An 18980-nucleotide genomic window follows, 5' to 3' on the forward strand; every position below is an offset into this window, starting at 1 on the left:
GGTTTTCCGCCATTTTTGCGATATAAGGACCTTATGTGGGACCGAAAATTACCGATATTGAGGCAATCATATTGCACAGCCTTTGTTTTGGCTGGCGCTTTATTATTGGCAAATTTACCCGCAATATCGAGCGCACATGCGCAAAGCATGGGGACGAGCAGAACAACGGTCGTAAAGCCACTTTCTATCGTCAGTATAAATGATTTAAGTTTTGGCAGGATTATTCCCGGCACAGCGAATAGCAATATCCGCATCGATGAGGATAATGGCAATATTAACATTGCATCTGGCAATGCGACATTGGCGGGTGGCACGGTTAGCCGAGGTGAATTTACCATTGTCGCCGACCCCAATACACAAGTGCGCATTACATTGCCAAACCGGACTTTCCTTAATAATAACAGCGGGCCGCAACAAATGCGGGTAAATCGTTTCAGGTTGGACGGCCCGCGAAACCGCAATATTGGGGCATCGGGAACATTAAATTTTGCCATTGGGGCGCAGCTTCGCGTAGGGGCAAATCAGGCACAGGGCATTTATACCGGCACTTTTGATGTGACGGTTGATTATCGATAATTCATGTAAATATTTAAAATCCATTAACTATAGATGGAATGAATTATTTACGACTTTATTCTTATAAGCATAAATATGGACCAGAAGATAAAAAAATGTGGCGCGTTAATTGCCGCCTTAATCGCTAGTTTTGCGTCAATGCCGGCTATGGCTGACACCCAAACAGGTGATTCGAGCGCAGTCATCGTTCGCCCGCTCAGCTTTATAAAGGTTAACGACCTGGACTTTGGCGCGATTATCCCCGCGACCACGGCAGGAACGGTGACGATTGCGCCCGATGGCACGCGGAGTAAAACCGGCAATGTGGTATTGGTGGGCAATACACATCAACCGGCATCCTTTACGGGGCAGGGAACATTTAACCAACGGGTGGATATTTCGGTTGGCGCGAACAGCTTTTTTATCAATGGGCCGGGTGCACCTATGCGGGTGCGCACCATCACCGTGGGCAGCACCCCAACCGCAATTTTAACAACCACGCCGCTGCGTTTTCGTATATCGGCGATCAGCGGCATTTTCCTATTCCCTGTGGGGGCAACATTGGAAGTGGGCGCAAATCAAACCCCCGGTAAATATACGGGCACATGGAATATCACGTTAAATTATGTGTAAATAATATCTGGCGATAGATAATATATCGGCATAAAATTATCAGCGCATATTGATTTCGATGATTGCATGGGCCCTATGCCTTTGCTACAGGCCGTTTATGAGTAAAGAAGCAGAAACCATTATTGTAAAATCCAGCCGCATTTCATGCGATGGCAGCGGGGATATTCCTGCCGCATTGGGCCATCCCAAAATCTGGTTGGAAATTGATGAAAAAGGCTATGCCGAATGTGGTTATTGCGACCGTAAATTTATTTTGGCTGGCAGCGTGGCCGATCAGGGCATTAAAAAATAATATTGTCCCCACTATCTGGCACATTATTGCGAATAAAATATATTAACTGGTTACCTTGTGAATAATTTGTTGAAATAAGTTTCCATTTTTTCAACCGTGTCTGCGGTCATGCCAATATAGGCGCGGCGTCCATCCTGTGGATCGGCCTTGCGCATGATTAAATTCTTATCCGTCATAATCGAAATCCACCTTAATGCAGTGGTGGCGGGCACATTTGCTGCAATGCACAGACCGCTTACCGATACCATTTGCCCGTCAAGATGGCATGCATAAAGATCCAACAACATATCCCAAACCGGATCGGCAAATAAATCCTCCCCAAATAATTGGTCACGCACGCGCCGGTTTTTAATAAACTTACGGACATCTGCGCCGGTTTGCGGTGCCAAATTTATGTCTATATTTTGGGGTTTATATAGGCTTTCTACCTTTGATTGATGCGGGCGATATCCAATGGGGGCATCGCGCAGTTGATTGGGCGCATCATTTTCATCATCGCCCATCATCCCTTTAATCATTCGGGAAAAGCCCTGAAGCTCATTATTTATTTGATGCAATAATGCATCATGTTCTTTGCGCGTGCTTTCCTTCACCATATTACCGCTCTTTTGCCGGATGATATGGTGCAAGATAGGGATTGCCGCCCTATCATTTGGGGAGATATCATTATTGGAGGATATATTAAGGGGGTCATTTGATGGTTGCTCAACCAAAAAATATCCCTGCATATTATCTTGTCCATATCCGCAACGCCCATAAACCTCATCCACTTGGTCAAGCCGCAACCAGATGATAAAATCCGATTGCACGTGAATGATATAACGGCATATCTCCTCAATTTTATTAGCGGATAAATCCATTTCCGATGAAATATCGATTAACAATAGGTCGATAAATGGCGGCGATTGCACATCATCTATCATGGGTAATTTGCGCGACAGGATGCAATTTTCAATGCCGCAACTTTGCGCCAATAATTGAAGTATATTTAATCTATCATCATGATTTACATGAATATTTGCGGATAATTTTTTGGCGTTAATAATGTTGGAATTGATCTGGTAATCCATAAATTTATGCCGCCAATTTTTTATAATGTTCATGTTTTTTTGGACCAAAATGGTGAAAATAGCAAAGCGAATATTCCCTCCATAATGGATTATTTTGTCATCATCTCTATGAAATAGCAGTAAAATATGCGGCATTTTTGGGCTGTTTTTTGGATATAAAATATCCATTGGCCGATATAAAGGCTTGTTAAAATTGCGGTCCATGAACATATATATCCATATCATATTGTTCAGCAAAGGTTGAACATGCATAATATATTATCAATCAATAGATAAAAATAGGGAGCAGGATTTTGAAAAAATTCTTATATTTGGGAACAGCCAGCTTTGCGATGGCCGCGACATCTTTACCGGCAATTGGCGTTGGCTTTGGATCGGGCGCTGCAATGGCGAATGACGCAATTGTTCAGCAAGAAGAAAGTGATGAAGGCGATGATGGCGCCGAAATGGATGAAAAGCATATGAGCGAAAATAGCGTATCGGCCCAGTGGACCGGCTCATATGAAACCGTCCCCGCATGGGATAAGGTAAAGGTTGCGGATTTCCCCGCCGCCTTTGAAACTGGCATGGCCAATGCCAAGGCCGAATTTGAAGCGATTATCGCCAATGAAGAAAAGCCGACATTTGAAAATACAATAGAGGCGCTGGAATTAAGCGGCGCAGAAATGGACCGTATTTTTTCCATATATGGCGTGCATAGCAGCAATCTTTCCACCCCGGAATTGCGGAAGATTCAGGGGGAATGGGGGCCAAAGATAAGCCAATTTTACAATGAATTGCAGCTGGACCCACGTTATTTTGCCCGGATAAAATCCCTATATGATAATCGTGAAAATTTGGGATTGGATGAAAAACAAATGCGTCTTTTAACCCGCAGCTATGATGATTTGGTGCGCGGCGGCGCATTGTTAACGGATGAGCAAAAGCAAGAGGTTATCGCCATTGAGACCGAGTTGTCGAAGCAATTTAATCTTTTTTCAAACAAGGTTTTGGCCGATGAAGAAACCTATATTTTATTAACCGATGAGGCGGATTTGGCTGGCCTGCCCGACAGCTTTGTCGCGTCAATGAAAAATGCGGCAAAGGATGCAGGCAAAGAAGGCTGGGCGGTTAAAAATACCCGCAGTTTCATGCAACCATTTTTGGAAAATTCAACCCGCCGTGATTTACGTGAAAAGATATATACTGCCTATGTGTCGCGCGGCGACAATGGCGATGAAAATGACACCAATGCCACCATCGCGGAAATTTTGAAATTGCGCCAACAACGCGCCGAAATTTTGGGTTTCAAAACCCATGCCCATTATCGCATGGCCAATACAATGGCGGGCGATCCTGAACGTGCGATGGATTTGATGATGAAGGTATGGCCGGCGGCCACGGCGCGGGTGAAGGAAGAAGTCGCCGATATGCAGGCAGTGGCCGATGCAGAAGGGGCGAATATTAAAATTGCACCGTGGGATTATCGTTTTTATGCCGAAAAAGTTCGCAAGGCGAAATATGATCTCGACCAAAATGAGATAAAACCATATTTTCAATTGGATAATATGATTGAAGCCATGTTTGATGCGGCGGGCCGATTATATGATTTGGATTTTAAAGAAAATACCGGCGAAATTCCAGTATTTGAAGAAAATGTTCGCACCTTTGTGGTGAGTGATAAGCGCGACGGCAGCAATGTCGGTGTGTTTTATATGGATAATTATGCCCGTAGCGGTAAGCGTTCTGGCGCATGGGCCACCACCTATCGCTCGCAACAATCATTGGGCGGGGAACGTAATGTTTTGGCGTCGAACAATAATAATTTTGTGAAGCCAGCTGAAGGCGAAAAGGCGTTAATATCAATTGACGACGCCTCCACCCTATTTCATGAATTTGGCCATGCATTGCACAGCTTATTGACCAATGTCACCTATCCTGGCCTTCGCGGGACGCCGCGTGATTTTGTGGAATATCCAAGCCAGGTAAATGAAAATTGGCTGCTCACGCCCTATATCCTTAATAAATATGCCAAACATTATAAAACCGGAGAGCCTATTCCCGCCGAATTGGTGGCAAAGATTGAGGCTTCGTCCAAATTTAACGAAGGATTTGCCACGGTCGAATATTTGTCTAGCGCGATTGTGGATATGAAATTACATTATCGGACCGACCCAGTGACAGATCCAGACGCATTTGAACGCGACACATTGGCCGAAATGGGCATGCCGGAAGAAATTGTGATGCGTCACCGTCTGCCGCAATTTAACCATTTATTTTCATCCGATGCTTATTCGGCGGGTTATTATAGCTATTTATGGTCCGAAACCATGGATGCGGACACATGGGCCGCATTTGAAGAGGCGGGCAGTGTTTGGGACAAGGAAACGGCGGATAAATTCCGCGCAATATTGCTGTCCACGGGCAATGAAACCGACCGTATAGAGGCATATCGCGCATTTCGCGGGCGCGATCCCGATGTGCGTTTCATCATGAAAAAGCGCGGATTTCCTGTCCCCGCCGATGATGTCGCGGATATTAAACCAATGCCGGAACAACCACAGCCAAAATGTAATAAAACAGGCGAAATGTAATATATCAGGCAAATAACTTATTGAAAAAAAGGGCTGGCATTTGCCGGCCCTTTTTTATTTCCGTAACGGTTTTGCCAATTGCCATGAATCGGGGCATGATGATGGAAAGATGACATAGGAGAGAATAGCCATGGCCAAATCCACGCCCATTAACGCATTGCGCACGCCAGAGGAGCGTTTCGCCAATATTCCTGATTTTGATTTTCCGGTAAAATATGTTGATGATTTAAAGGGATATGAGGGGCTACGCATTGCCTATATTGATACAGGAGCGAAAGATACAGGTTCAAGCGATGCGGACCGCACTTTTTTATGCTTGCATGGCGAACCATCGTGGAGCTTTCTTTACCGGCGGATGATACCCGTTTTTTTAAATAGCGGCGCACGGGTCATTGCGCCCGATTTATTGGGATTTGGCCGGTCGGATAAGCCCGCAAAGCAAAGCGATTATAGTTTTCATTTTCACCGCAATTATTTGTTGGAATTGGTGGAAAGATTGGACCTTCAAAATATCACCTTGGTGGTGCAGGATTGGGGCGGGCTTCTGGGCCTAACCCTGCCCGTGGATGAAAAATTCCGCGCGCGTTTTTCCGATTTAATTGTGATGAACACCGGCCTTGGCCTTGGCCGGGGCATGACGGAGGGTTTTTTGGCGTGGAAAAATTATGCAATGAATACCCCCGATTTACCCATTGGGTCGTTAATCGCGCGGGGTACGCCCCATTTGACCGAAGCGGAAATCGCCGCCTATGATGCGCCATTTCCCAATGCGGATTATAAGGCAGGGGCGCAAATTTTCCCGGCACTTGTCCCTGTTGAACCAGAAATGGAGGGGGTGGATATCAGCATGGCCGCTGCCCAATATTGGCAAAAGGATTTTAACGGCAAATCATATATGGCCATTGGCGCGGCGGACCCTGTTTTGGGGGTGAAACCGATGATGTCCCTTAAAAAAATAATAAATGGATGTTCAGAGCCAATGATAATCGAAGATGGCGGCCATTTTGTACAGGAATGGGGCGAAGAAATTGCGCAAGCGGCCTTGCAACATTTAAATAAGTAATTTATCGCAAATTCGCCCTTAATATGCCGCAATCGGATGTCATAGGCGCATTATACCGCCAATTTATGCAGGGGCATAATGGCATTGATAAAGGATATATTATGGCGGACCGCGCTGAAACTTTTGCTAAAATTGTTGATATTATTGCACCATTTAACAAAAAAGAAATTACCATCACCGATGCCACAACCTTTGCCAGTGATTTGGAATGGGACAGTTTAACCGTGATGGATTTTGTTGCAGAGGTTGAGGATGGTTTTGATATTATCATTAGCATGAATATGCAGGCGGAAATTGAAAATGTAGGTCAATTGGCCGACGCTGTCGCCAAAATGGCCGAATAAACAATTTTAATAGATAGGCATTGTCATGACCGATTTGTTTAGCAAATTTGATCCCCTTATCCAACAACGCGAAACATTGCTTTCCACCGGGATAACCGATCCATTTTCTTTGGTGATGGAGGAGGTGAAATCCCCCACCGTGGCCGTTTGTAATGGGCGGGAGACAATTTTGCTGGGCACATATAATTATATGGGCATGACATTTGATGAAGATGTGATTGCTGCGGGTCAAAATGCGCTGACCAATTTTGGTGCTGGCACAACGGGCAGCCGCGTCCTTAATGGCACTTTTCAAGGGCATAAGGAATGCGAAGACGCGTTGAAAGAATTTTATGGCATGGATCATGCCATGGTTTTTTCCACCGGATATCAGGCAAATTTAGGCATTATTTCCACCATTGCGGGCAAGGGGGATTATGTCATTTTGGATATAGACAGCCATGCCAGCATTTATGATGGATGCGCCATGGGCAATGCCGAAATTGTGCCCTTTCGTCATAATGATGTCGAGGCGCTTGAAAAAAGGTTGAAACGCCTGCCCGCCGATGCGGGTAAATTGGTGGTGCTGGAGGGCGTTTATTCCATGCTGGGCGATATTGCCCCCTTAAAAGAAATGATCCGCGTGTCGAAAGAGGCGGGCGCAATGGTTTTAGTCGATGAAGCGCACAGCATGGGCTTTATCGGGCCAAATGGTCGCGGCGTTGCCGAAGAACAGGGCGTATTGGACGATTGCGATTTCATTATCGGCACATTTAGTAAAAGTGTGGGCACAGTTGGCGGATTTTGCGTGTCCAACCACCCAAAATTTGAGGTGATGCGCCTTGTTTGTCGCCCCTATGTCTTTACCGCCAGTCTGCCCCCCGCCGTGGTGGCGTGTAGCGCGGCCAGTATCCGCAAATTAATGCATAATGGCAATAAACGCGCCCATTTATGGGAAAATAGCAAAACCCTTCATAAAGGATTGATTGATTTAGGCTTCACTCTTGGCACTGAAACCCCGCAAAGCGCGATTATCGCGGTTATCATGCCCGATTTGGAACGCGGCGCGATGATGTGGGAGGCTTTATTGCATGAGGGGTTATATGTGAATCTTGCCCGTCCACCTGCAACGCCGGCTGGCATGACATTATTGCGCTGTTCACTATGCGCGGAACATAGCGCGGATCAGGTGACCGAAATTTTGGCAATGTTCGAAGCAGCGGGCAAAAAAATCGGCATTATTTAATATATTTTATGGATGACATGGATTGTTTCTGTTTAATTTAGAAACAATCCAAATCATTTGCCATGATGATTTCGCCTGTAAAATGTGATTTTATGGCGGCCAGCACGGCATCCTTATCATCCAATGCGCGTTTCATATGATGGGTAAGCAAAAGCATTTTGGGCTTTATAGCCGCCGCTGCTTCTCCAATAGAATTGCCATCGCGGTGCAGGCCGCGCGGCTGTCCATCGGCCATGGAAATGACATTATGCATCACCAAAATATCCGGATTGCTTCCAGATAATTGGGTAACAAAATCCTCGCTTAAAAAACTATGGTCACCGGCAAAAATAATGCTTCGTCCTTTATATTTCACAATATAGGCGAGCGATGGGACAGGACCGTGATGCACCGATATTGCCTGAATCTCTATCCCGTCCTTTGCATAAATTTTGTGCAAAGCTTTATTGGCGGTGTCAATCTCCACGGGCGATATTTTGGCTTTATTGTCGCTGCCATCACCATATCCACCCAAATATGGTAAAATGCCATTTGCGCCATAAATAGCGGTCAATATTTGCGTTGGTCCGGCGAAAAATTCATCCCCCTTTGGCCCTATAAATTGCAGCGATTGTGTCCGCCCTGAAAAAGAACCGCTGTTCAATAATCCAGGCAGGCCGCTAATATGGTCGCCATGTGCATGGGTAAAGAATATGGCCTCTAAATCGGTAAAATTTGCCTTTGCCTCGCCAAAACGGATGAACATGCCAGGGCCAATGTCAAATAAGAAACGCGCCTTGCCGTCAATCCAAATCAAATTGCTTGAACCGGCACGGCTGCCCTCTGCTATTGGGCCGCCCGTGCCCAATATTTGCAGCGACATTCCAAAATTTTGGCCAATATTTTGGCCCATATTTTGGGGGCATGTTGTTTGTTCACCCTGATTTGCGGCAATTATTTCAGGTTCAATTTTTTGGCGAATAAGGGCGATATTTTCATCATGGTGAATATGATTTGCCGCATATGCCATGTGCGGCACGGCAAAAAGGCTGACAACGGCAAGAATAATATATTTATGCATATAAATGGTCCGATATAAAATTATTTTACCGCGCCCTTTGCCAATAATTTGGGCAGCAAAAATATGGCTGCAATAAAGGGCCATTTGCGTTGCCATGGGCGTATGGTAATATTTGTCCCTGCATGGCGATTTATTTTCCATGCCAAATAATCAATCCCGCCGGCATAGGTAAAGGCGGCCTTGCCCAACCTTAAAATGGTTAGCCATTTACCGCGCCGACGCAATGCCGGCCATCTGCTTAATTCCTGTTCAACGCGAAAGCGATTATCACCCACAATATGCACTTTATCGCCGCGTATTTCGGCTGCAATTCGGCAATGATAAAGCCCTGCCTTGCCAATTTGGATATAACGTTCGGGGTCAAATTTTATCACATCACCCGGGCGGCTTTTGCTTTCCGCGCGCAGCTCCGCGCCATAGGTAAGGGCAAAGCCGCTTTCCCATAAATCAAGCAGGCCAACCTCGCGATCGCTATGTGCCAATGCGGCGTTTAACAATGTTGGCACAGCGCTGGCCACTGCATTGGCGATGGCTTGTTCGGTGTCTTCATTTATGCGCCATACCAAACGGACAGGCTGGCTGAAACGTGCCCATACGGAGATGTTATCCGCCTCTGGCTTACATAAATTGGCAAAATCATCCATTGATAAAATGGCCACCTTGGCCGCCAATCCATTAAAATTATATGGAAAGACATTGGGCGGAATTCGGCGATTCCATTTTGCCATCCATGGTTTTTCATATGCATCGTCATAATTTGAAACGATGACATAGAAATCCAGCATTTCGCCTTCTAATTTTTCTGAACGCAGACATGAACCGTAAAATAAAACGGCCATGGCGGCGCCCAAATATTGCTGCGCGATATGTTCTGCAAATTCGTTAATTTGCGGATTGACCGGCGTGGCAAGTTCGGCAGAAATTGATTGTCTTAAACTAATCATGCATGGCTCTTAACAAGGGGATGCCTGCTTGTCCAAATATCTTATGGCGCAAATGAAAATGTTTTGCCCTATGCCGCAATTTTTAAAAATGGCACAGGCGGCGTAGAACGCAGAACGATGGGGCTTTCGTCATAGGCGGTGAAAATTTCGCCATCCAAAATAACGCTGCTATTATTGCCATCAATGCGGATAATGTCGCCTTGTTTAATATGCACGCCGTCAATATGGTTTTTACCCAATTTTCCGCCGATGGAGGCAGCCAAGGCGCGCAGCATTGACCATGGCCGTTCATCCACCGCCAAAAATTTCAATCGGCCATTAATTTTGCTATCATTGCTGGCGGAGCGCCCGCCCAACAGCAATTTTTCCAAAGTCGTGACGATTAAAACCGAAAAACTGCCCTGCAATTCATTATTGCGAACAAAGGAAACACGCAGCGGTGTTCCCTTTTTGGGAAGGAAGCTGGCGCGAAGACCAAATATGGTTGAGAAAAATACGGCAAATGCGGCCAAAATATGGCTGATAAAATTGGGCAGGCCCAAGGGATAAATTTTTGTGCGGCAATAAAGAATCGCATCGGCGAGGCCAGCACCACCCAAAAACATGCCCAATACGGGCCGTGCATTTTCGCTGCCATCGGACAAGGCGATCAATTCGCGCGATACAATATGCGGGCTCATATCATGGCGCGCCATTTCGATAATACGTTCCAATGCAGCAATGGGATCGCCCTCTGCCCCCAAATCAAGGGCGATTAAATTGGTCTTACCATTGGGCAAAACCGCCACTGGCGGCGGCGCATCGGCAAAATGTCCGCCATGATAAAGCTCGGTCAGGGCGGCCTGAACCGTGCCGTCTCCGCCATTGATAATCAAAACCTTTGGCTTGACCATCGCTATGCTTTCCAATGCCTGGCCGATTTGGCTGGCCTGTTCCACTTCATAATGGAAAATATCGGGATGACTGGCGCAGAAACAGCGCATTTGCGGCAATAATGACTTATTGCCTGTCGAATTTGGGTTCGATAATAATGCGACTAGTGCCACTTTTGCGTCAACCTTCCATTTACATATATTTCATATTGATCGTGATACGTGTCACGCCGGAACCAGCAGTAAAGCCGACTTTTTTATAGGATGGCTTACCCAAATTAAAAATATTCAGGCTGGGATTATTTGAAAACCCGCCGCCATCTTTGCTTATATCCGTTTTGCCATTGGCGTTGCGGTCATGGCGCACGGCGATGCCATATGTGTTGTTACCCGCAGTAATCGGCACGCAAATGCTCATTGTGCCTTGGCTGGCGCTGCTTTCAATACGGTGCAACCATTTGCCCCTTGCCAACCATTCGGAACTATTGGCTTTGTAACTTTGCACACGAATCTTGCCTTCGGAATTTTTAATGCCGGTAATTGTGACCAACACTGCTGGCCCTTTGCCTGAATTACATGTAGATAAATTGTTACTGACTTTGGTTCCTGCAGATGCGGATGTCGCACATAGCGCCAATGCAGCAAATGAGATGGGAACGAAAATTTTCAACATGACCTTTTTACTCCTGGTGTCTATAGACCTAAAAATAAAATATTTTAAGGCTGCACCCCTGAACTAAATATGTTTATGGAATAAGTTTAAGGCCAAATTAGGGTAATAGGGCGTCGATAAATTGAAATTTTTAACTGCGACAGATAAATATATTGCACGATCCATCGCTTTGCCGATGTTGGCGACGCTGACCATTGCGGCAATGCTGTTATTATTGGATAAAATGTTGCGCCTATTTGACTTTGTGGCGTCCGAGGGCGGCCCGGTTAGCGTGGTTTGGCGCATGCTTGCCAATTTATTGCCCGAATATTTATCACTTGGCATCCCCATTGGTGTGTTAATGGGGATATTATTGGCATTTCGTAAATTGGCGCTGTCCTCTGAATTGGATATTTTCCGCGCGGTGGGGCAGGGTTATTGGCGTTTATTGCGGGTGCCATATATGATTGCGATTCTTTTAATGGGCGTGAATTTGGCCATTGTGGGTTATGTACAGCCCGTATCACGATATTTATATGAAGAATTGCAATTTGATTTGCGTTCTGGTGCATTGGGCGCGTCGATAAAGGTGGGTGAATTTAATAATTTGGGTAAAAATATCACCATCAGGATTGAAGATAGCAAGGATAATGGCACCAATTTATCAGGTATTTTTGTCCATATGCAAACCAAATCAGGGCAATCTTTATCGGCTAGCGCGGATAAGGGGATGTTTTTGCGCACCGATGACCGCGATACGATTATCTTTCGGATGAAAAATGGAACATTGGTGCATGACAGCCCCAAATATGTATCGCCGCGTATTTTGACATTTTCTAACCATGATATACCCATTGATCTGCCCGCATTGGAAAAATTTCGTGGGCGCGGCGGCGGTGATGGCGGCAAAGACCGCGAAAATACTTTGCCTGAATTATGGAAAATTGGCGGCGACATGACCAAATCGGCCGATGTTCGTAACGCAGCACGTGCCAATATGCATTTTCGGATTGTGGAGGTGGTGATGATGTTATTATTACCATTATTGGCGCTTGCATTGGCCATTCCGCCCAAACGGTCGACATCGGCATTGGGCGTGTTTTTATCAATTATCATGGTTGTCACCTATCATAAAATAAATGAATATGGCGCCAGTGTGGGCAGCATGGGCATTGTCGATCCCATCATCGCGCTTTGGGGGCCATTTATTATTTTTGCTGGTTTAATATTGTGGATGTATCATATTATCGCCCATGTTCCGGGGGGGCAGCCCATTGGATATTTGGAAGTTATGGCCAGCAAATTTGGCAAATGGCTGAAAAAATTACTACCATCGGGCGGTTCATCGGCCAATCGGCATCAGCCAGATAGGGAAGGGGCATAAGATGCAATTGCAATTTTTCCCATCGCGCCAAATTTCAATTTACATGGGCAAATTATTCATTGTCCGCACCTTTGCGGTGTTGGCCATGTTGGTCATGGTTTTAATGGCGCTGGACATGTTGGGCGAAAGCGGCAAAATTTTGGAGGTGCCAGGCAATGATCAGGGTGATTTATGGCATTATGCCGCCCTGCGCGCGCCGCAAATTGTCGCCCGATTTTTGCCTTTTTCGGTATTATTGGGAACTTTAATCACGCTGGCCACGTTAAATCAAAATAGCGAAATTATCGCCATGAAGGCATCGGGATTATCCGCGCATCAAATTTTGGCGCCGATGATATTGGCCAGCCTGTTGGTCGCGGGGATAAGCTTTACCTTTAATGATCATGTGGTCGCGCCATCCACTGCACAATTAAAAATATGGCAGGATGCGGCATATAAGCCTGTGCCAAAAAATGCCAATTTCCGCGCCAATATTTGGGTAAGGGAGGGTGATGACCTTATCAAAGCGGGGCGCGTCACCGGATCTGGCGCGCAAACAAAATTACACGATGTTGCCATTTATTTTCGCGAACAGGGCAAATTGCAACAGGTTATCCGCGCGGAAAATGCGGCATATATTGATGATGCATGGCAGTTGGGAAAGGTGAAAATATTCGATATCGCCACCGGATCAAATAAAGAAGAAAGCCAGTTAATCATAGGGCGCGGCATTGGGTATGAGCGATTTGAAAATCAAAAAGTGGACGGCAATGCCCTTTCCTTCACGCAGCTTGGCCATGCGATAAAGGCGCAAAAACAGGCAGGCCGCAGAACTGATGCGTTGGAGGGGATTTATTGGCATAAATTGGCCGCGCCTTTGTCCAGTTTGTTAATGCCTTTATTGGGCGCGGTGGCCGCATTTGGATTGGCCCGGTCGGGGGCATTATTCCTGCGGGCGGTTATTGGCATGGCACTGGGCTTTGCCTATTTTGTGGTGGATAATTTCGCGCTGGCCATGGGTAATTTGGGGGCATATTCGCCGCCCGTTGCGGCGTGGGCGCCATTTTTATTATTCTTCCTTATTGGGGAAACCGTCTTAATCAGGACCGAGGAATGACACAGGCGCAAGGTGCAAATTCGGGCGCAATTAACGGCGAACCGGCCAAGGTTATTGACCGTTCGGATGTAGCCAAAGGGGCAGGCATGGCGGCTTTATCGCGCCTTGGCGTGGTGGTGGAGGTGTTGGCCCAGCCCGCCTATACATGGATGTTCGGCTTAACCGGCTATGGTATTTATGTGGTATTATGGGCGGCGGTGAATATTATAGCGCGCTTTTTGGATTTCGCCATGGGACAGGTGTTGCAGCGGCTTGTCCCTGCAACAAATGATAAAGTTCGTGCCCATGCCATTGTTAAATTTGCATTATTATTTGCCACATTGATGGGGGCAATTGCCGCGCTTATCATTTCATTATCGGCGGATTATGTTGCCACACATATTTCATCCACCCCTGAGCAGGCAAAAAATATGCCCCGCGCCATTGCCATTTTTGCATGGACCATACCTTTGTCCATTTTTATGGAGGTTGCGACAGCTTCGGCCCGCGCCATGCGGGCATTTGGTCCAGAATTGCGGCTGCGTGTTTTTTGGGAACAGGTGGCACGGTTGATTTTTGCCGCCGGATTTTTCTTAATCGGATTTGGATTTGAAGGGCTTTTATGGGCGCATGTTGTTTCCTTAAGCTTAATCGCGATTTTATGTGTTCAATTATTGGGCAAATATTTTGATATTAAATTGTTAATTTCTGCGCCCGTTTCGGATGTATGGCGGGAAATTATCCATACTGGTTTGGCGATGATGCCGTCAAATTTGGTGCGTAGAGCGCATAATGATTTACCGCCAATATTGTTAAATTTCCTAATCCCCGGTGCGGCGGGGGCGACGGCGGCGGGATTATTTGGCATTGCCCGTAAAATTGCGTCCATCCCGTTAATTGTGCGGCAGACATTTTTATATGTATTGGCCCCCATTGCATCATCCGTGGCGGCGGGCAACAGGCGCGATATCGCCCCGATTTACAGTTTTGCCAATCATATTTCATTGGTAATCTCTGTGCCCCTTGCATTATTTTTAATGATGGTGGCGGGCGATATATTAACGGCATTTGCCCCCGGGGCTAAGGCGGCATTGACAATATTGCTTATTTTATTGGCTGCACGGGCGATTGAGGCAGTTTTCGGCCCTGCCACACCGATTATAGAAATGATTGGGCATAAAGCTTTGCCATTAATCAACAGCGCGGTGGGTTTAATCCTTTGGCTTGTCTTTGCCATTTTATGGGTGCCGCAATATGGGTTGGAGGGGATGGCGATGGCCGTTGCCATTCCTGTGGTCATCATGACGTTAATGGCGGTTTTTGAATTATGGCAAAGCGATGGGATAAGCCCATTTGACAGCGGATTTGCCCGTGGTTTGATTGTTACTGCGATTGTGTGCGCTATATTATGGGGAATTGGGTTTTTATTGCAGCCATTTGGCGGGCGAATCCGTGCAATTACATTATTTATTTTATTTTGGCCGTCGGTTTGGCTGTGCCTGCGATTTGGATTGGACAATCACGCCAAAGAGGCATTGGGTAAGGCCGCAAAGAAATTGCGTTTAATTTAATTATTGGTGGATAAGGTCCGCCACCATTTCATCATCCCATTCCAACCCGCCAACCACGCGCCATTTTTCAATGCCATTTTCATCATATAAAATGGTCACGGGCAGGGCGGACGCGCCCACCGCCTTCCATAAATTATTTTGCGGATCATAATGGCCCTGTAAATTGGCAAATTGATATTTTTCAAAAAAAGGCCGAACGACTTTGCCGCCCTCTAAATCCTGTGACACGGTTAGGACAGTTAATTTCCCTTCCTCCAACGCGGCCAATGTATCAAGCGAGGGCATTTCAACCCTGCATGGCCCGCACCATGTGGCCCATAAATTTAATAATAATGGACGGCCACGATAATTGGTCAGATTATTTTTTGACCCATCGGGGGAGAAAAATTCTACCTTTGGTGCTTCGCTGCCTGCATTATCATATAATAATTGTGCTTTCAGCCCACTGGCGCTTTCCAATGCGCCATTTTCTATAGGGGTAGCAATTTTTTCTGTGCCAAGTTTAGTTTCTGGCACTTGCTCCTTTTGGTCAATGGCCCTATCGCAGGAAGTGAGTAATAAAAAGCTGGCCATGATAGGGAATAATATAATTAAAATGCGCAATTCGGATTCCAATAGCATGTGGGGCGGTCGTTTTTCCGGCGGCCCATCCGCCGTAATGCAAGAGATAAACGCCTCTATCCCATTCGACAAGCGTTTATGGAGGCAAGATATTGCCGGATCAATCGCCCATGTCACCATGCTTGGCAAACAAGGCATTGTCGAGCAATCCGACGCTGATAAGATTAAAGCAGGGTTAGAGCAAATTTTTGCCGAATATGAAACAAATGGCGTTCCGGTAAATTTGGAACAAGAAGATATTCATATGACAATAGAGGCGCGATTGACCGAGATAATAGGTCCGGTTGCGGGCAGGTTGCATACCGCGCGGTCCAGAAATGATCAGGTGGCAACCGCGTTTAAGCTGTGGGTGCGCGATTCATTGGATGAGGTTATCGGCGCGGTGCGCACTTTACAGGGGGCTTTGGTCACCCGTGCAGAACAGCATGTGGACATAATATTGCCGGGATTTACCCATTTACAGGTTGCCCAACCGGTCAGCCTTGGCCATCATTTAATGGCATATTTTGAAATGTTACAGCGCGATATTTCGCGCCTAGAGGATGCAAGGCAACGGTTAAATCATTGCCCATTGGGCAGTGCGGCATTGGCGGGCACTGGTTTTGCGCTGGACCGCGCGGCAACATCGGATGCATTGGGTTTTGACCGGCCAACGGATAATAGCATGGATTCGGTGTCCGACCGCGATTTTGCGTTGGATTATTTATATGCCGCATCGCAAATCGCCATTCATTTATCACGCCTTGCCGAGGAACTTATCATTTGGTCGTCACAACCATTTGGATTTACCAACATGTCTGACAAATGGTCCACCGGTTCGTCGATCATGCCGCAAAAACGCAATCCCGATGCGGCGGAATTGGTGCGCGGGCATTGCGGGCGTATTATTGGTAATTTCAACGCATTGATGATTGCGATGAAGGGGCTGCCGCTTGCATATTCAAAGGATATGCAAAATGATAAACCGCCAGTTTTTGAAACACATGACCTGCTTGGCCTTTGCATTGTGGCGATGACGGGCATGATTGAAACGGTGACATTTAACGAAGATGCCATGCGCAAAGCGGCGGCGAGTGGGTTTTCCACCGCCACCGATTTGGCCGATTGGTTGGTGCGCGATTTAAACATCCCCTTTCGCGAGGCGCATCATATTACCGGTGCAGCGGTGAAATTATGCGAAGAACGGGGCGTGATGTTGGCCGATTTAACCCCGCAGGATATGGCCAATATTGACGATAGATTGCAAAATGTGACTCTGCCGGATTTAAGCATAAATGGTTCGGTGAACAGCAGGATAAGCCATGGCGGCACCGCGCCAACTATGGTAAAACAGGCAATTGAAAATGCCAAACGGATATTATCGACATGAAAATTCTGCACAAAAGAAACATTAAAAATATCTGGCTTGCCGGGATATGTGCGGCGGGGTTAATTTCATGCGGCAAGGTGGCGGATTTAACACCAAAGGATGGCTGGCAAAGCGCGCCAAATGCGAACAAGGTGCAAAAAGAATATGCCGCCGATAAAGAAAAACCGTCATTGCAGCAAATGACCACACCCCAAACACAGGCATCACCGACAAGTAATGCCGAATTGTTAAAAAAATCAGAGCCGCGAGTGGACGACCCATTTGATTTGCGCCCTGGCGATGCAGGCAATGTGGGCAAAAATGCGGAGGAAGATAAAAAAGCAAAGGCATCAAAACCTAAATAGCTTTTTGCAGCAAGATTAAAATTAAACGTCAAAATATTATTTGAAATAGAGATTATTGTGGATCATTTTGAAATTAAAAATGGCGAAGTTCACGCCGAAAATATTGCCTTGTCAAAAATTGCGGATGAGGTTGGAACGCCATGTTATGTATATTCAAAGGCAACATTGGTGCGCCATGCGCGCGTTTTTGCCGATGCTTTATCACATTTGCCATCCAAACATATTGCCTTTGCGATAAAGGCCAATCCCAATTTGGCGGTGCTGCGCGTGATGGCAAATGAAGGATATGGCGCGGATGTGGTGTCGGCGGGGGAACTTGCCCGTGCATTGGCGGCGGGCATGGCGGCGGAGGATATTGTTTTTTCCGGTGTGGGTAAAAGCCGCGCCGAAATGGATTATGCCTTGGAACAAAATATCGGCCAATTTAACATTGAATCAGAGGATGAGGGCGTGGAATTATCCGCCGTAGCATTGGCCCAAAATAAGGTGGCGGATTGTGTGCTGCGTATAAACCCCGATGTTGATGCGGGCACGCATGCCAAAATATCCACGGGTAAATCGGAAAATAAATTTGGCGTGCCCATCCATTGGGCAGAGGAAATTTTCGACCGTTTGGCAAAGCAAAAGGGGCTTAACCTGCGCGGTCTTGCCCTGCATATCGGCAGCCAGCTTTCCGACCTTAAACCATTGGAAATCGCCTTTACCAAAATTGGCGAATTGGTCAAAAAATTACGCGCCAATGGGCATATGATTACCCATGTGGATTTGGGCGGCGGCCTTGGCGTGCCATATCGCAAGGGGGAAATATTGCCCAGCCCTGCGGAATATGGCGAAATGGTTGGCCGTGTGTGCGGTGATTGGAATGTATGTTTAATGTTCGAACCAGGCCGCGTCATTCCCGCCAATGCGGGCGTGTTGTTAACGCGTGTCATTCGGGTAAAGCGCGGCATGATTAACCCCTTTGTCGTGGTAGACGCGGCGATGAACGACCTTGCCCGTCCGTCATTATATGATGCATGGCATGATTTTGATGCCATTTGCCCCAATGGACAGCGTATGACCGCCAATATTGTTGGGCCAATTTGTGAAACCGGCGATACATTTGCCATGGGCCGCGATATTGATGAAGTAAAATCGGGTGATTTGGCGATTTTCAGAACCGCCGGCGCATATGGCGCAACCATGGCCAGCACCTATAATAGCCGCCCTATGGTGCCCGAAACCCTTGTCGATGGGGATAGATATGCCATTGTTGCCAACCGGATAGAGCCGCAAGCCATTTTGGCCGAAGAACAAGTTCCCGAATGGTTGATGGGCGAATGATAAGGGCCGT

General features: G+C 46.6%; 19 protein-coding genes. 13 read left to right on the forward strand and 6 right to left on the reverse strand.

Annotated features, from left to right (window positions below):
• The first annotated feature begins 33 nt into the window (after window positions 1-33).
• From LPB140_RS03960 to LPB140_RS03970, 3 genes are all read left to right on the forward strand, one after another.
• Window positions 34-576: a DUF4402 domain-containing protein gene (locus LPB140_RS03960; protein WP_072558749.1), complete on the forward strand. Its 543-nt coding sequence runs from the start codon at window positions 34-36 to the stop codon at window positions 574-576.
• A 75-nt stretch (window positions 577-651) separates the two neighbouring features.
• Window positions 652-1188 (forward strand): DUF4402 domain-containing protein, encoded by a 537-nt coding sequence (locus LPB140_RS03965; protein ID WP_072558750.1) that lies wholly within the window; start codon window positions 652-654, stop codon window positions 1186-1188.
• A gap of 97 nt (window positions 1189-1285) precedes the next feature.
• Window positions 1286-1480: a zinc-finger domain-containing protein gene (locus LPB140_RS03970; RefSeq protein WP_072558751.1), complete on the forward strand. Its 195-nt coding sequence runs from the start codon at window positions 1286-1288 to the stop codon at window positions 1478-1480.
• Between the two features lie 50 nt (window positions 1481-1530).
• Here LPB140_RS03970 and LPB140_RS03975 read toward each other — a convergent pair whose 3' ends face one another.
• A complete protein-coding gene (locus LPB140_RS03975; RefSeq protein WP_156874129.1) occupies window positions 1531-2550 on the reverse strand; it encodes a helix-turn-helix domain-containing protein in 1020 nt (339 codons plus the stop codon).
• Window positions 2551-2843: 293 nt separating this feature from the next.
• Between LPB140_RS03975 and LPB140_RS03980 the strand changes: the two genes are divergently transcribed.
• The 4 genes from LPB140_RS03980 to spt all read left to right on the forward strand — a co-directional run bounded on the left by LPB140_RS03980 (window position 2844) and on the right by spt (window position 7755).
• Window positions 2844-5123, forward strand: a complete 2280-nt coding sequence (locus LPB140_RS03980) for a M3 family metallopeptidase (RefSeq protein WP_232223448.1) — start codon at window positions 2844-2846, stop codon at window positions 5121-5123.
• Between the two features lie 130 nt (window positions 5124-5253).
• Window positions 5254-6186 carry a haloalkane dehalogenase gene (locus tag LPB140_RS03985; protein WP_072558753.1) on the forward strand — a complete coding sequence of 311 codons (933 nt, stop codon included), beginning with the start codon at window positions 5254-5256 and terminating at the stop codon, window positions 6184-6186.
• A gap of 101 nt (window positions 6187-6287) precedes the next feature.
• Window positions 6288-6530 carry an acyl carrier protein gene (locus tag LPB140_RS03990; RefSeq protein ID WP_072560301.1) on the forward strand — a complete coding sequence of 81 codons (243 nt, stop codon included), beginning with the start codon at window positions 6288-6290 and terminating at the stop codon, window positions 6528-6530.
• A gap of 25 nt (window positions 6531-6555) precedes the next feature.
• Complete coding sequence (spt, locus tag LPB140_RS03995; protein ID WP_072558754.1) at window positions 6556-7755, forward strand: serine palmitoyltransferase; 1200 nt, start codon at window positions 6556-6558, stop codon at window positions 7753-7755.
• Between the two features lie 37 nt (window positions 7756-7792).
• On the opposite strand, the gene LPB140_RS04000 is transcribed toward spt, so the two are convergent.
• The 4 genes from LPB140_RS04000 to LPB140_RS04015 form a co-directional block, all read right to left on the reverse strand.
• A complete protein-coding gene (locus LPB140_RS04000; RefSeq protein WP_198024167.1) occupies window positions 7793-8815 on the reverse strand; it encodes an MBL fold metallo-hydrolase in 1023 nt (340 codons plus the stop codon).
• A gap of 20 nt (window positions 8816-8835) precedes the next feature.
• Window positions 8836-9759 carry a hypothetical protein gene (locus LPB140_RS04005; RefSeq protein WP_072558756.1) on the reverse strand — a complete coding sequence of 308 codons (924 nt, stop codon included), beginning with the start codon at window positions 9757-9759 and terminating at the stop codon, window positions 8836-8838.
• A 68-nt stretch (window positions 9760-9827) separates the two neighbouring features.
• Entirely contained in the window at window positions 9828-10805 is a 978-nt protein-coding gene (locus LPB140_RS04010; RefSeq protein ID WP_072558757.1) for a diacylglycerol/lipid kinase family protein, read from the reverse strand.
• Window positions 10806-10824: 19 nt separating this feature from the next.
• On the reverse strand, window positions 10825-11304 hold the full coding sequence (locus LPB140_RS04015; protein WP_072558758.1) for a DUF2141 domain-containing protein: 480 nt from the start codon (window positions 11302-11304) through the stop codon (window positions 10825-10827).
• 121 nt (window positions 11305-11425) lie between these two features.
• Between LPB140_RS04015 and lptF the strand changes: the two genes are divergently transcribed.
• Genes lptF through LPB140_RS04030 form a run of 3 tightly spaced genes read left to right on the forward strand, consistent with a single transcriptional unit; the run spans window position 11426 to window position 15313 of the window.
• Entirely contained in the window at window positions 11426-12667 is a 1242-nt protein-coding gene (lptF, locus tag LPB140_RS04020; RefSeq protein WP_072558759.1) for an LPS export ABC transporter permease LptF, read from the forward strand.
• Window position 12668: 1 nt separating this feature from the next.
• Complete coding sequence (gene lptG, locus LPB140_RS04025; RefSeq protein ID WP_072558760.1) at window positions 12669-13763, forward strand: LPS export ABC transporter permease LptG; 1095 nt, start codon at window positions 12669-12671, stop codon at window positions 13761-13763.
• A complete protein-coding gene (locus tag LPB140_RS04030) occupies window positions 13760-15313 on the forward strand; it encodes a lipopolysaccharide biosynthesis protein (protein ID WP_072558761.1) in 1554 nt (517 codons plus the stop codon). The genes lptG and LPB140_RS04030 overlap by 4 nt, the downstream gene beginning before the upstream one ends.
• On the opposite strand, the gene LPB140_RS04035 is transcribed toward LPB140_RS04030, so the two are convergent.
• On the reverse strand, window positions 15314-15934 hold the full coding sequence (locus tag LPB140_RS04035; RefSeq protein WP_083549980.1) for a TlpA family protein disulfide reductase: 621 nt from the start codon (window positions 15932-15934) through the stop codon (window positions 15314-15316).
• Here LPB140_RS04035 and argH point away from each other — a divergent pair.
• Genes argH through lysA form a run of 3 tightly spaced genes read left to right on the forward strand, consistent with a single transcriptional unit; the run spans window position 15933 to window position 18970 of the window.
• Window positions 15933-17303, forward strand: a complete 1371-nt coding sequence (gene argH, locus LPB140_RS04040) for an argininosuccinate lyase (RefSeq protein WP_072558762.1) — start codon at window positions 15933-15935, stop codon at window positions 17301-17303. The two genes, LPB140_RS04035 and argH, sit on opposite strands and share 2 nt — an antisense overlap.
• On the forward strand, window positions 17300-17647 hold the full coding sequence (locus LPB140_RS04045) for a hypothetical protein (protein WP_072558763.1): 348 nt from the start codon (window positions 17300-17302) through the stop codon (window positions 17645-17647). The genes argH and LPB140_RS04045 overlap by 4 nt, the downstream gene beginning before the upstream one ends.
• A gap of 57 nt (window positions 17648-17704) precedes the next feature.
• The gene (gene lysA / locus LPB140_RS04050) at window positions 17705-18970 is read left to right on the forward strand and encodes a diaminopimelate decarboxylase (RefSeq protein WP_072558764.1); all 1266 of its coding nucleotides are present in this window, start codon (window positions 17705-17707) and stop codon (window positions 18968-18970) included.
• The last annotated feature ends 10 nt before the right edge of the window (window positions 18971-18980 follow it).

Origin of the sequence: Sphingorhabdus lutea (assembly GCF_001889025.1) — a bacterium.
In the GTDB taxonomy this organism is placed as follows: domain Bacteria; phylum Pseudomonadota; class Alphaproteobacteria; order Sphingomonadales; family Sphingomonadaceae; genus Sphingorhabdus_B; species Sphingorhabdus_B lutea.

What these genes read in the sequence shown, in the direction of transcription:
- LPB140_RS03960 (WP_072558749.1), top strand. Translation starts at nt 34, where the DNA reads ATGTGGGACCGAAAATTACCGATATTGAGGCAATCATATTGCACAGCC.
- LPB140_RS03965 (WP_072558750.1), top strand. Translation starts at nt 652, where the DNA reads ATGGACCAGAAGATAAAAAAATGTGGCGCGTTAATTGCCGCCTTAATC.
- LPB140_RS03970 (WP_072558751.1), top strand. Translation starts at nt 1,286, where the DNA reads ATGAGTAAAGAAGCAGAAACCATTATTGTAAAATCCAGCCGCATTTCA.
- LPB140_RS03975 (WP_156874129.1), bottom strand. Translation starts at nt 2,550, where the DNA reads ATGGATTACCAGATCAATTCCAACATTATTAACGCCAAAAAATTATCC.
- LPB140_RS03985 (WP_072558753.1), top strand. Translation starts at nt 5,254, where the DNA reads ATGGCCAAATCCACGCCCATTAACGCATTGCGCACGCCAGAGGAGCGT.
- LPB140_RS03990 (WP_072560301.1), top strand. Translation starts at nt 6,288, where the DNA reads ATGGCGGACCGCGCTGAAACTTTTGCTAAAATTGTTGATATTATTGCA.
- spt (WP_072558754.1), top strand. Translation starts at nt 6,556, where the DNA reads ATGACCGATTTGTTTAGCAAATTTGATCCCCTTATCCAACAACGCGAA.
- LPB140_RS04000 (WP_198024167.1), bottom strand. Translation starts at nt 8,815, where the DNA reads ATGCATAAATATATTATTCTTGCCGTTGTCAGCCTTTTTGCCGTGCCG.
- LPB140_RS04005 (WP_072558756.1), bottom strand. Translation starts at nt 9,759, where the DNA reads ATGATTAGTTTAAGACAATCAATTTCTGCCGAACTTGCCACGCCGGTC.
- LPB140_RS04015 (WP_072558758.1), bottom strand. Translation starts at nt 11,304, where the DNA reads ATGTTGAAAATTTTCGTTCCCATCTCATTTGCTGCATTGGCGCTATGT.
- lptG (WP_072558760.1), top strand. Translation starts at nt 12,669, where the DNA reads ATGCAATTGCAATTTTTCCCATCGCGCCAAATTTCAATTTACATGGGC.
- LPB140_RS04030 (WP_072558761.1), top strand. Translation starts at nt 13,760, where the DNA reads ATGACACAGGCGCAAGGTGCAAATTCGGGCGCAATTAACGGCGAACCG.
- argH (WP_072558762.1), top strand. Translation starts at nt 15,933, where the DNA reads ATGTGGGGCGGTCGTTTTTCCGGCGGCCCATCCGCCGTAATGCAAGAG.
- LPB140_RS04035 (WP_083549980.1), bottom strand. Translation starts at nt 15,934, where the DNA reads ATGCTATTGGAATCCGAATTGCGCATTTTAATTATATTATTCCCTATC.
- LPB140_RS04045 (WP_072558763.1), top strand. Translation starts at nt 17,300, where the DNA reads ATGAAAATTCTGCACAAAAGAAACATTAAAAATATCTGGCTTGCCGGG.